This is a genomic window from Euzebyella saccharophila (genome assembly GCF_014855495.1).
GTDB classification, from domain to species: Bacteria; Bacteroidota; Bacteroidia; order Flavobacteriales; family Flavobacteriaceae; genus Euzebyella; species Euzebyella saccharophila.
Map to the genome: position 1 here is coordinate 186,624 of NZ_JACYFJ010000004.1, position 15,128 is coordinate 201,751.

General features: G+C 42.4%; 3 protein-coding genes. 2 read left to right on the top strand and 1 reads right to left on the bottom strand.

Annotated features, from left to right (window positions below; translation table 11 throughout):
- Positions 1-43 precede the first annotated feature (43 nt).
- Complete coding sequence (locus IL355_RS13395) at positions 44-1,102, top strand: nucleoid-associated protein (protein WP_192462622.1); 1,059 nt, start codon at positions 44-46, stop codon at positions 1,100-1,102.
- Between the two features lie 36 nt (positions 1,103-1,138).
- Here the strand turns inward: IL355_RS13395 and IL355_RS13400 are convergent, their stop codons facing one another.
- Positions 1,139-2,239 carry a hypothetical protein gene (locus IL355_RS13400; protein ID WP_192462623.1) on the bottom strand — a complete coding sequence of 367 codons (1,101 nt, stop codon included), beginning with the start codon at positions 2,237-2,239 and terminating at the stop codon, positions 1,139-1,141.
- 176 nt (positions 2,240-2,415) lie between these two features.
- Here IL355_RS13400 and IL355_RS13405 point away from each other — a divergent pair, with 176 nt between their 5' ends.
- A complete protein-coding gene (locus IL355_RS13405) occupies positions 2,416-15,123 on the top strand; it encodes a T9SS type B sorting domain-containing protein (protein ID WP_192462624.1) in 12,708 nt (4,235 codons plus the stop codon).
- Positions 15,124-15,128: the final 5 nt, after the last annotated feature.

The following is a 15,128-nucleotide window of genomic DNA, read 5'->3' on the forward strand; positions in this document are numbered from 1 at the left end:
GCCTTCAACTACTTTTTGAACTTTATTAGACACCTATTTACCTATGATCAATTTATATCCTACCCAAATTGAAAGCATTTCATTGCACCGCGTTGGCAATAAAAATAAAAGCGAGGGTATATTTCTATCGGCAGAACCATTTGCCCTAAATGATGAAACAACGGGACTCTTAAAAGAATATTTCTTCAAACCCTTTAGGGAAAAGGAGGAAAATTACTTTAGGTTCACCAATGAAGTAGATGTGGAATTTAATGAGTTATGGAGAGTAGCTTCAAACATTTTTGCCGATCCTGATAGCACTCACGAAAACTCCAAAAGAATTGCCAGCCACTTATTTGAACAAAGCAACCATCCACATATCAAAAGTGGGGAAGTCTATGTTGCCTACCTTTCCGGTTTAATGCTGGATAATGAAAAAGTAGATGCCATAGGTATTTTCAAAAGTGAGCTGAAGCATGATTTTCTGCAATTTGAAGAAAAAGGTAGTAACCTTGATATCGTAATTCAACAAGGTATCAATATCAACAAATTGGATAAAGGATGCCTTATTTTCAATACCAATAAAGAAGATGGTTTTAAAATCCTATCCGTTGACAGTAACAGATACGACACCAAATATTGGTTGGAAAATTTCTTGGATGTTGAAGCCTTGGCAGATGAAAACTTCTACACTAAAAACTACCTTAAATTCTGCCAGAATTTTGCTAAGGATGTGGTACTACCGGCCGAAGACAAACAGCAAGAGGTGCTATTCATGAACAGAGCGGTCAATCACTTTGCCAAAAATGATTCTTTCGAAGAGAGTAATTTCTTGAATGAAATTATGGAAAATCCTGAGTTTATTCCAGAATTCAAGCACTATAAAACGGAGAAAGGACCTAAGTATAGCATTGAGGACGTTTCTAATTTTGATATTGCGAATAAGGCGGTAAGTGATGCCCGGAAGAAAATTAAAAACGTCATCAATCTTGATACCAATATTCAGATCAAAATGGATTTCATTAATCCGGAATCTGCACAAAAATTTGTGGAAAAAGGGTGGGATGAAGAACGTCAAATGTACTACTACCTAGTCTACTTCAACAAGGAAGAAAAGAGCTAACACCTTTATAAGATACTTAAAACCAACCCTATAGAACTATTCCATAGGGTTTTGTTGTATTTTGATGTTTTGTTCTATGATTTGCTTCATACTTACATCTTCATAATTTCTTCTCACGAAGTCAAGGGCCAAGTCCAATACCTCTCCCATATTGTTACATTTCCTGAAATTAAGGTCTAAAGTGAGGTCATAAATCTGTTCTTTGAGCATGTCCACATTTTCCGGTGTTGATATATCGTCCTGCTTAGCAATTGTTCTAAGTTTTCTAATCCTATTTCCAGAACTTAGAATTCTTTTAGCTACTATAGAGCGTTCCTCAAGTTTATACTGGTCCACGGAATCTCGCAAGAGTTTGTTCCTCACCAATTCTACCATTTGAAAATTTTCTTTAAAAAACTGGGGGCGGTACACCTTTAGTTTACCTTCAAAACACTGCTGATCAAAATCAATGGCCCTTATTCTATACACTACATGGTCAAAATCATGTACTGGCACAATAACGTAATTATAAGACCTCATATCACCTAAAAGCCGAATCATACAGCGTTCATTGAACTTTACGAACTCCTTGGCAAGCTGCGCCTTTTCAGACTCTGTACAGCTTGGCAGCATATCCTTAATAAAAACGTCTCCAGGTATTCCGGCAATATGTTCCTCAATTAAAGTGTCCTTATAAACCAAAAAATTTAAGTTATAGGGAGATAGCATATGTTCCAGTTCTAAGCCATAAATTCTAGAGGCATCTGTACGCTTTACATAAAAATAGGTAAAGTTGTCATTAAGGATGTTCCTAACCTTGATTCTAAAAGGTTTAGAGTTGCCAAAAGTGCAAAAATCCACTGCATCAACATTCAAGTATTGATGAATATAACTACTCCCATCAGAATGTAAAATGGAGTAAACTTTCTTTAAGGAATTGTCAATTTCCTGACGGTCAAATTCAGAATAGAAAACACGGATCCACAAAGTATCTTCATCATTGGAATCATAGACTACAACAGAACCGGAAAAGCGTAGGAGATCCTCATAAAAAATAGGTATTTCACTTTTTCTGCTATAGTGTGCCAAATATCCATCCAACTCTTTGGTAACGGGATACGCCGGCTTTTTTTTTGACATTAATCTTTCCTCGGACATAAACTTAATTTTTCCTACAAAATTCTTACAAAAACTCTAATTCTAATCACGACTGAGCCTATAATTTGTTGGTTTTATCGGCATACAACAAATCCAACCCCATTGGCAACATTAATTTATTCAACTCAGGGATGGCAACTAATTTTGTAATACCCAAATTAAACCAAGCTAAGCTGATGAATACGTGGAGCCACTCTAGAATCAATTTACTGCTATTCGCATTTTTTCTTTTCTTCTCCCATATAGGGTTTTCGCAGTTAAGTGACCTTCATTACCTGCCTCCTTTAAAGCAAGGTAGGAATAATCAGGCGGTTCAACAACAGGCAATTTATTTGTCAACACCCGAACCTACCACTTTTACGGTTAATGTATACAGAGGAACCAGTGGTACGCCCATTACTTCCTTTAATATTTCCAATACAGCGTCAGCAGTTTACAACTTGCCTAATGGTGACAATAATATTACCCTTGTTGACAACAACCATACAGGTATAGTTTTAAATGATGCCGGTCTCCGTTTTGAATCCCCCAGTGGCAATAAGTTTTATGTAAACTATAGGGGTAACTCCAGTGCTCAAGCCGCATCTCTTACTTCAAAGGGTAGGGTGGCCATAGGAACCAGGTTTAAATGGGGCGGTCTGCCCAATCTTGGGGCACATAATACCAAGTCCAATACCTTGGGTATCATGGCCACCGAAGACAATACCACTGTTAGACTTTTTGGTTATGATGCAGCCTGTGAATTTAGACTTCAAGGCGATGCAGACGGCTTAACAAATGATAGTTATACCATCACCTTGGATGCCAACGAATCTTTTGTATTTGAAACCTACCTCTCTGAAAGTCCCGCTCACGTTGATGGTTGGATAGGTGCAACCGTTGAATCGGACAAAGGTATTGTCATAAGTAACGGTGGAATGAATACCGGTAGACAGTTGAATAACGGAAACCGTGACGCTGCCATTGACCAACCAGTACCTGAAAATAGATTGGGTAAAGAATATGTTTTTGTTAGAGGTAACGGAACCAATGCCACCGAATTTCCTTTAATCATTGGTATTGCTGACAATACGCAGGTTTTCGTAAACGGCTCCACAACTCCTTTCGCCACTATTAACAATGGTGATTATGTAGAAATACCAGGAACTTTTTACTCCAGTGGTTCAGCCGGAGCTAATATGTTGGTAACTACTTCCAAAGATGCCTATGCCTATCAATCAATGGCAGGTGGCTCTGCAGTGTACACACACGGACTCAATTTTGTGGCTCCCGTAAATTGTCTTTTGCCAGATGTCATGGACAATATTCCTGATATTACCAATATGGCCGGTACTACGGTAAATGGCGGAGTTACCATCGTAGCCGCAACGGCAACCCCAGATGCAAATATTACGGTTACGGACGGTAATGGTCCCGTAACCCTACCTCCGTCCAGTCCCGTTGCCGGGACCAGTGATTGGAAGACCATATTTATTCCCAATTTAACGGGGAACGTAAGCGTACAATCCACCGGCCCCATTGCGGTCGGATTTTTTGGTTTGAACGGGGCACGCGGCGTTGCCGGATATTTTTCCGGATTTGATACCGTTCCTGTGGTAAACTTGGAAATACGAGGTGGAAGCGGTTGTTTTGTGGGTTCTGAAATCTTTGAGGCAACCGGTAACTTTGATGCGTATCAATGGTTTGGTGACGGTGAAATGATACCCGGAGCCAATAGTGAAAATTTTGCCCCTACCGTCGCAGGAGATTACTTTGTTCGCGGCACCAAAGGGCCTTGTACATACGACTCTCAGCCAATTTCAGCCTATTATTGTGACCCAGATGTGGTTTTGGACAAGACCGTAGATAGACCTGAAATCAGGGAAGGAGAAAGAGCTACTTTCACAATAAGAGTACGAAATTTAGGGGTTGGGCCTCTCACTAACCTCAGAATTACAGACAATATTCCGTCTGGGCTAACTTTAATAAGTGCCCAGACCATTACAGGTGGTTGGAGTGGAAACACATGGAACATAGGTACCCTTAACGGTGGGGAAACAGCCTTTTTAAACCTAGAGGTGCAAGCGGATGAAATTGACATCTTACCATTACTCAATTTAATCAATACAGCTACCAACTCACAGGATCAAACAGACACCAATATCACCAAGGACAACCCCTCTGCGCGACTCATTGTACATAACGATTTTGACAATGACGGGGTGGTAGATAGTGTAGATTTGGATGATGACAATGACGGAATTCTAGACACTGTTGAACAAATGTGCGTCATTTCTAATGATGTAAACTTCACTTCTCCATCAACTACAGTTCAAGGTGGAAGTGCCGTTACTGAAATCTTCACGAATTTTGATGATTTATGGAGGAGCTCCAGTTCTTCAAGAAATCCTTTATTACCTAATTTATCGCATGAGTTATTGGCCTTTACCTCTGGTGGCACCACCTTTACCACTGGGGTTTTAGACGATGACCTTTATGATTCTAATGGTAATGGATTATTAGATGGGATTGATACCAATAATGATGGTACTGCGGATATTTCGGCTACCGAATCCAGCTGGATGGCCTTATCCCCCTCAAAAAATATTTATAGCGAGGCTACCATAGAGGCCAGTTTAAATGATGGTGACCCCAACAATGCACAAGGATTGACCGTTGTAAACGACCCTGCGACCGACCCTCTAAATCCGTTATTAACCAATGGCCAGAACGGATTAGATCTTGGTACCGGTATTGCCAATGTTGGTGATACTTGGGTATATGAAATAGACCCTATTGTAGCCACAAACGTAGGGAATGGAATTCCTGATATATTATTGACCCAAGTGGCCGACCCTAGCGGTGTAGCCCATACTGTAAGTCTATATGATGCTACGGGAGCTCCCTTAGGGAACGCCGTTCGTGTCCAAGCATCAAGTGGAGGAGCCCTCAACAGCGTAGTAGGTTCCTATAGATTAGATGTTTATCATGCCAATGGAAGTGTCTTTTTCAATAATACGACAAGAGATTATCGTTTGGCCACCGTTGAGTTATCAGAGTTTAATGTTCCAGCCGCTAGTTTGAGTGATGTGGCTTATCTACGATTGGAGCTTGGTTCCAGCGCCGATGTGGCTTTTCTATCTTACAACACGGCCTCCTTTTCAGGTTTCTGTGCCAATTTGGATACCGATATGGATGGCTTTCCTGATCATTTAGATTTGGATAGCGATGGAGACGGATGTAGTGACGCTAACGAGTACTACAAAGACAACAATGCCGATGGTGGAGATGGTGGAGAATACGGAACAGGAGCACCTCCGGTGGACCCTAGTGACGGAACAGTCATAGATGCCCCTTACGTACAAGTATTTGCCCCTATTATTATTCTTGGAAACACCTCTGAGGATTTAGGCGGCGCAGATATCAACGGGCAAGAACTTAGTTTGGGCCAAACCTTCAACTATGCCATCAGGTTTCAGAATAACGGTGATGATGACGCGACCAATTTCACCATAAGAAATGTACTTCCTAATGGAGTAACAGTTGAGGGTTTTGATTACTCCAACGCCCCCGGAGTCACTGAAAATTATGACCCTATAAGCCATACGGTCACTTTTACCATTCCCGATAACTTAGTGGAAATAGGTGACCCTGAGTATAAAATTAACATTGAGGTTACCGTTTCGGGTGACTGTTCAGAATTCGTAGCAGCCTGTGCATCCCAATTGGAAAACCATGCTTATGCTACTTATCAAGGAATTGCGAATACCAGTACGTTCTCAGATGAAGACGGTAGTAATCCTGCAGGAGCTTGTATTACAGACCAAGAAGTAGCCACCAATAGTTTGGCCAATGCCTTGCAAGATTGCGATGTAGCTAGATCGGTACTTCTTTGTGGTGATTTTGTAACCCTAACCGCCGGAGAAGGATTCACTTCTTACAATTGGGCCATTGACAACAATAACAACGGTCAAATAGACGGTTCAGATACCCTATTAAATGATGGTGACTCTGATTCAGACCCAAGAACAATGGTGGTGACCAGTATAGGAAATTATATTGTAGAAAAAACGGCCGCTTCTGGCTGTGCTGACCATATTGAAAGAATTAGGGTCAATCGCTTTGGAGATGTTCAGACCAATCCTATTGTAGATTACTTCAATCAGGTAAATGGTGATTCGAATCCTGATAATGATTTACAGGGCGAAATTGTCACTTGTTCCATTGATGGGGATGAATTGCCAAAAATATTCCTTTGCGGATCCAACGACAGTGCTCTTTTGCAGTTAGGAATTACTGACGCTCAAAGCATCACATGGCAGAAATTGGACGAAACTAGTTGTTCTTCAGCTGGCGACGACTGTGCCAACAAAAATGGAACCTGTACTTGGAACAATCTGGTAGTACAGAATAACTATACAGTTACCGAAAGCGGCAGCTATCGCGTGGTAATCGCCTATGAAAACGGGTGTTTCAGTAGATTTTATTTCAATGTTTTCCAAAATACATTGGATATTGCCTACATCCCTACAGACATTGTTTGTAACACCAACGGTAGTATTCGCATAACCAACCCTACCAGTGGGTATGGATATCAATTATTCAACGTAACCAATGACGCCATAGAGATTCCGTTTAGTGCTGGACAGGGACCAAATTTTGAAATTGCCAACAACGGAACTTATAAAGTTCAGGCTACCCAGTTGAATCCTTCAACAGGTGAACCCATTGCCAATAGCTGCGTTTTTGAAACCGAAGATATAGGTATTCAAAGAAGGGATTACGAAGTGAACCTTAGCAGCACTACGGCCGATTGTGATGAACAGGGTACCATTAGCGTTCAAGCACTCAACGTGCTTCCAGATTATAGCTATGAATTATACATTGATGACGGAAGCAATGCTGGTGCAGGTAGTTTTGTTACCTCGGAACTGGTAAAAGCAGACAACACCCATACGTTTACAGGTGTGGCTCCAGGCGACTATATTGTTGTCACCTCCACCACAGATGGCTGTACGGACACCCAGACCATCACCGTAAATGAAATTCCGGAATTACGATTAACGGCAAATACCGAAAATCATATCACTTGTAGTGCCGGAGTGGTAAATCTTGCAGTAACTGGAGGAACTACCGGCCACCAATATGCAGTTTGGAGTAAAGATGGAGTTTTAAATTATACTGATACGGCCAGCATACCAGATACCGATTTTGTGGGTAGCACTAATTTCTACTTCGGATATAGAGGAAATCCTGCCACCTACTTCCCCAATGAAGATGGTGAATATGTTTTTGTGGTCAAGGATGATAATGGATGCTTTGCATTTTCAAATAGTGTTCAAGTGGATGATTTAGGAGCAGTGAGCGTTACCGCCTCACATACCGATATTCTTTGTGCTGATTCTGCCACCTCAACATTGACCATCAATGCGACGGGAGGCACCGCTCCTTACCAATATAGCTTGGATGGCGGTATTACCTATCAAAATGAAAACTTCTTTAACAATTTAACCGCAGGCATTTATACCGTTACCGTTAGTGATTCTAGCGGAACCGTAGATAGCAGATGTACCGAAAGTATCGACTACGAAATTACCCAACCGTTCAGGTTAACGGGCTCCGCCACCATTGTAGAGGACGCTTCATGCGACCCAAACGGCGCTCTAGTAAAAATACTGAATCCTAATGGAGGCCAATCTCCATATGAATATAGCTTTGATGGAGGCTCTAACTTTGTCGCTACGGATAACAGCAGACTGACCGCTGGCTCCTATCAATTGGTACTTAGAGATGCCCTTGGCTGTACTTTTGATATGGAACTGACCGTACCTAGTGAGACCCCAGACCCAAATCTTGATTCCGCAATTACCTATAATTGTGATGGAACTGGTGAAGTAACGGTAAATACGGATAATACTACCGACTTTAATTATACCTATAGCATCAATTCCGTCCCTAACACTCCTGAAGACTCCAACATTTTCAGCAGTGTGGCCGCAGGTACCCACACCATTACGGTTGGTTATTCCAGTGCCTTGGGAGCAGACCAAAGTACTTTGTTCTTTGAGAATTTTGGAACAGGTGCCACAACACAAATCGCGGAAATAGGCACAGGATATTGCTACGAACCGCAAAATGGCTCCGAAACGGCCTGTAATTTGGGGCCTGCAGGAATTTTGGTGAGTGGGGAATACACTGTGACCAATTTTGTGACCAATCCAATTTCGGCATGGAGAAGTCCCAACGACCATACAGGCCTGACCGATGGTAGGTTCTTGGCCGTAGATATTAGAGTGCATGATAACGTAGACGACTCCATTCTTTGGAGGAGGGAAAATCTAGAAGTGCTTCCCAACAGACCGATTTCAATAGCGTTCTCGGCTTATAACTTACGTAGGGTAACTGCTAACGGAAACAATCCGGATGTATTGGTAGAATTAGTGAACGGCTCAGGTACCGTTTTAGGTTCGGCTACCACCGGAGATATTCCGAAAAACACCGATGCCGATAGCTGGCACGATTACAGTTTTACTTTTGACCCAGGTGCAAACACCAATGTAAGTGTCATCTTTAAAACCAATTTGAACAGCGCCGATGGTAACGACCTTATTCTAGACGACATTCACGCTACACAAATACCGGAAGTTTGTGAAAAAACCCAGGATTTGACCATAGTAGTGGAGTCAGGAACAGAATTTGAAGTAGCTATTTTAGGTAGCTCCTCTCCTACTTGTAATGGTGCGAACAATGGAAATATCCGCTTTGAGGTGAGCAACTTTGATGCTGCATTTGGATATGAGTATTCTCTGGATGGAGGTACCACATGGATAGCGGAAACGACTTCGCCATTTACCACTCCGGCTACTTTAGGAGATGGCAGCTACAACGTAATGGCGAGAAAAGTAGACGAAAACGCTTGTACAGCTACATCTGCGACTTCGGTTACCCTAACCTCTCCAAATGCCTTAACGGCCTCCTTGGTACAGACAGCAGATTTCACTTGTTACAATACGGGTGCCACTCTAGAAGCATCAGCAACCGAGGGCACTCCTGGGTATGAATATCAATTGGAAAGAACGGACACTACCCTGGAAAGAGCCTTTCAATCCAGTCCTGTTTTCCTAAATGTAGGTGCAGGAGATTATGTAGTGAGGGTTCGTGATACCAACAATTGTGAGGTTGTTTCAACTTCGCCTGTGACCGTTGCTGCTCCTAATGCATTGACCTTAGGTCTTTCGGCTACCCAATGCTATGATGGGCAAAATAATGCGACCATCACCGCAACGGCCAACGGAGGCAATGGCAACTTTACCTTTAGATTGAACGGCGGCGCATGGCAGACCCCTACTCCAAGCACTTCTTTATCATTCACGTTTAACGGACTTTCCAATGGAAGTTATGATGTAGAAGTGATGGATCAATATGGTTGTGCCTCACCTCTTGAAACTATTGTCATTGCTCCAGATTTAACCCTGTCTGTTGATGTCACCAATGCCAGTTCTTGCGTAGACGGTACGCTAACGGTAACAGCCGTGGGCGGTACAGGAACCTATTTGTTCGCTTTTGTCCCATCCGGAAATACAGTTACCGATGGTGATTTTGCTCCTTCCAATACTTTTAATGTTCCACTAGCAGATGTTGGTCAGTACGACATCTATGTAAGGGACAACTTTGGTAATCCGGGTTATTGTACTGAAATGGTGACCGAAGAGGTTCAAGCCAATCCGAGTTTAACCTATACTGCTACACCTAACGATGCCGAATGTTTTGGAGGTATAGGAAGTATTGAAGTAATCATTACGAGCGGACTAGCACCTTATGATTACGAATTGGTGGATGTCACCCATGGAACCGCAAACCAAACTTATACCGATGTGGTATCTGCGGATAGAACTTTTTATAATCTACTAGCAGGAACCTATGACATAATTATAACAGATGCTGCCGGATGCTCTCAAACCCAATCGGGTATCATTGTAGACGAACCTGCAGAGTTAACAGCCGACATCAACGGTGTTACTCCTGCTAACTGTACCGGTCTGGCCAGTGAATTCGGTTTTGACTTTGACAATTACCCTCTAACAGTTGGTACCATTGAATTTAGTGCCGATGGCGGTACTACATGGCAGTCTTCCGATGAGTTTAGAGGATACCTTTCTGGGGAAGAGGTTTACCCTTCTTTAAGAACCATAGACGGTAGCGGAAACACCATTTGCCAAACGGATTTACCAAGATACACCATCCCTTATCCTCTAGATGATTTGGATATTACGGTGTTGCCTATAATTGTTAATTGTAACGAGCTACAAGTAAGTGTTCGAGGGCAAAATGGTACGGCCCCTTATGAATATACGTATTCCGAAGACCCGGCCAATTTTGACCCTGCAGTGCCTACGCACCCGTGGACAGGTCCTTTTGCGGCTGGAGTTACCCATACTTTTACAAATTTGGTACCGGGTAGAACATACGCTTTCTACGTTCGTGATAATGTGGGCTGTATTAGGCAAAGTAGCGTGAATGTAAACGACGTTGTTACCAATCCAATGGAAATTTCAGCAGTGGTAACACCCGCTTGTAACGGTAACACCAACGGTGTTCTAAACTATACGATTGTTGACAATGATGGTAGTACAGAACCTAGTATGGAATGGTTCCTGTACGACACTACGGGTGCCGTAGTTGCCAACAGCGGTGGTGTGGTAACCTATTCAAGTACCATTCAGATTACCGGCCTAGCACCAAACGAATATTACATTGAGGTACAGGAAATTGATGCCGGTGGAACACCACAATGTATCAGCGCCAGTGAAAATGCGCTTTTAGATGAGTTGGATGTTATTACTGGCTCACCACAATCCATTCAAGATATCAGTTGTGAGAATCCGGGACTTATCGAAATAGATAATGTTCAAGGCGGTGGCGGAACCTATTTCTATACCGTTACAGGGCCCGGCACTTTTACGACTATCACCGCGTCAGGAGATAATCCAATAGAAATACCTGCCAACTCCCCTGCCGGAAATTACAACGTAAGCGTTGAAGACCAATATGGTTGTAGTTATTCGTTGGGTTCGCTTACCATGAACTTCATGGCAGCCCCGTCCATTACCAATGTGGTTATCGATAATTGCAACGCCAATGCTACAATTACCATAACCGCTTCTGGAACAGGAACTGTTTTGTATTCCATTGATGGAGGTAGCAACTACCAAACCAACAATGCATTTAACAATGTGCCTGCTGCTAATTACAACATTTATGTAAAGGATGCTTCTGGTTGTACCGATAATCTTAATAGAGATGTTCATCCTAACCTTCAGGCTACAGCGGCCTTAGATGTTCAATTAGGTTGCGGACCAGGTAATGAAGCTGAAATTACAATAGAAGCATCTGCTGGTTCAGGTAACTATGAGTTTGAAGTGTTGGATAGCGCTTCTGGCATTGCCATAGTACGTCAAGTTTTGGCAACGAATCCTCAAAATGTTCAATTGACGATTGCGGATACGTATACGGTGAATGTCTATGATATGGGTACGGACAGTCCTGTTTGTAACCGATCATTAACGGTTGAAGTCCCTGCAGCCATAGTTCCGCAATTTACCGCTGACCCCACCGCCGTAACTTGCCCAGGTGCCAATGATGGCCGTATAGAACTAAGTCAGGTAAATAATGGCAACAACCCATTAGTCTACAGCTTAAGCCCTATGCCTGTTAGTGCTAGTTGGGATGCGGCAACGCAATCCTTCATCAACCTACCGGGCGACAATTACACCGTAATCGGTACAGGACCAAATGGTTGTGAAACAGTAATAAATTCCACGGTAGATGAAAATGCCGTACTTGCTTTTGATATTCCAAACGTGGTACAATTCGGCTGTTCTAGCGATAATGACGTAAATAATGCTACAATTTCCATTAATACAGCTAGTATTACTGGTGGTACCGGTACTTATAATCGATTTGTTTTTATTGATGATGCTACCAATAATGTACTTCAAGATAGCAACAGCGCCCTTTATCCTTATACCAATGTAAATGGAGGAGACGTTAGGGTACGTGTTTATGATAACCAGGGTTGCCCTGCTGAACATGTGGTAACTGTAAATGCTTATGATGCCTTAGTGGATGCCACTATTATGGTGGATAGAAACATTGACTGTGTCAATAGCGGTGAAGATATCAGTATTGATGTAACCAGTGCTTTCACTAACTATACTGCCAACCCGGCCAATTATGAGTTTAGACAATTACCTTCGGCTACATATCAAGCATCGAATCAATTCTTGAATCTTTCCGCTGGTACATACACTTTCGGAATCAGAAATGTAACCACGGGATGCGAGATTACCAGAAGCCACACGGTAGAAGAACCCAATACCTTTGATGTTACGGTAGAGAAATTATCGGACGTAATTTGTCACGGAGGTGATGGAAGTATTCGTTTGACGGTGGTAGATGCTGTTTATACAGGTGGATTTAACTATACTATTTTCAATAACTCAGGAACACCTGTTGAATCAGGAAGTTCCGCCAACGTAGGTCCTACCCCAGCTATTTTGGTACCCGCCGGAAATTACACGGTAGAAGTGACACAAGATGCCTTCCCCGAGTGTACGCAAACAAGAAGTTTTAGTATTGCCACTCCGGAAGCTCCAATTGCTCTCGACCCAATTATCACGGAGGAAGTTGGATGCAACAACGATCGAGGAAGTGCCCAAATCGTACCTACCGGTGGCGAGGCACCTTACGACATTGTTATGACCCATGATGCTTCTGGAACCAACTATACGGCAAATGATGTACATTCTTTCTTGTTCCAAGGTCTAGGTGCCGGTCAGTACAACATTCAAATTACAGATGCTTTAGGCTGTGTTGCCAACTTTAACAATGCGTTTGATTTGGTTGTTCCCGATCCTATATCTGCATCCATTTCCAATACGGATTTGGTTTGTGAAGGTGATAATGACGCATCGGTGACGGCATCGGTCAACCCGAGAAATGTTACTGCCAATTACAGATACATCTTAAACAGCTATGCTGACCTGGCTGGAAGCAATTTGATAGTTACATCGGCATCCCAGACAAACAACACCTTCAATAATTTGACCAGTGGTTTCTATAGCGTTTCTATTTTCGATGATATGGACTGTTCTTTTGAAACAACCATTATCGAAATTGTAGAGCCTACGGAAGTTGAAGGATTATTGACCACTGCCCAAATGATGACCTGCCAGAACAATGCGGAATTATTGTTGACAGCATCAGGAGGTACTGCACCCTACATGTGGAGTGTTGATGGAATTTATTTTAATGCCATGAACGGTTCAGGCGGCACAAACACACACTTATTCACCAATGTGACACAAAGCACTTATCAATACTATGTGCGAGATAGTTTTAATTGTGTATCCGTACTTTCTAATTCGGTAAATGTTAACGAGGTGGAAGATTTAACGGCTACCATTGACCTATCTGCTGCGCAAGTGGCTTGTCATGGCAATAATACAGCGGTTATTCTTGCTCAAGCGGATGGAGGTCTAGGAAATTACCAGTATGCTTTGTTTAGCGATTCAGGTCTTATCAACGAAGTAAGACCGAATCAGACAAACGGCCTATTCACAGATTTGAGTGTTGGCGACTATTATTTAAGGATACAGAGTGGCGATTGCCAGTTTGTTTCTGCCAGAATTCAGATTGCGGAGCCCACACCATTGGTTGTCTCGGCAGATATAAACAACGTTAGTTGTAATGGGGCCGAGAACGGCAGTATCGAAATTAATGTTACCGGTGGTGCCGGAACCTACCAATATGCGATTTCACCCAACTTAAACCAATTCTTTGACGAAGGTGTTTTTGATGAGTTGGCCCCTGGGGATTATACCATTATTGTTCAAGATGCGAATGGTTGCTTTGACGTCATGGCGGCTACCATTGTAGAGCCTGAAGTACTTGAGGTAAGTGCCACTACAACTCCTGAGATTTGCGAAGGCGAAGAAAATGGAACTATCGATCTAACGATCACCGGTAGTACCGGACCTTATAGCACTCGACTTTCCACTGAATCCAATTTTGTAGAGAATAGAACTAGTTTCTCTGGATTGGCAGCAGGTGATTACATTATTTTCATTGAAGATGCTCAAGGTTGTGAGGATAATTTAATGGTGACGATTGACTCCGGGGTTAACCTAAACGCCACGGTGGAGGCCATTTACGGTTGTAACGGGAACAGTCCTAACAATTATGTGAACATAGTGCTTGAAGACGCTGGTCTGGAGAATGAAGTTTTATTTGGACTGGATACTATGGATCCAATGGAAATGCAACTAAACCCCTTCTTTAGGGACTTGGAGCCGGGCTCCCATTATATTGCCATTTCCCATGAAAACGGTTGTATTACCACCCATGAGTTTGAAGTTCAATACTTTGCTCCATTGGAACTAACGGTAACCCAAAGCAACATAAATGAAATTACGGCAACCGTAAACGGTGGCCGTGAGAACTACACCATCTATTTTGGTGACGTCAACAACGGTGAGGACAACATCTTCCATATTACCAAAACGGATACCTATATAGTTACGGTGGTTGATGAAAATGGTTGTGAAGTATCCGCAAGTATTTTTATGGAGTTCATTGATATTGAAATACCTAATTTCTTTACCCCTAATGGCGATGGAGAAAATGATATCTGGAAACCAAAGAATATTGAGGTATACCCTAATATTTATATCAGCATCTATGATAGATATGGACGGACCGTTTACACCTTTCAGGATAATTCAGACGGCTGGAACGGTATTTACCAAGACAGCAACCTTCCATCCGGCGATTATTGGTATATCATTAAAATGAACGGCGAAGCAGATACTCGTGAGTTTGTTGGCCACTTCACCTTATACAGATAATTCTG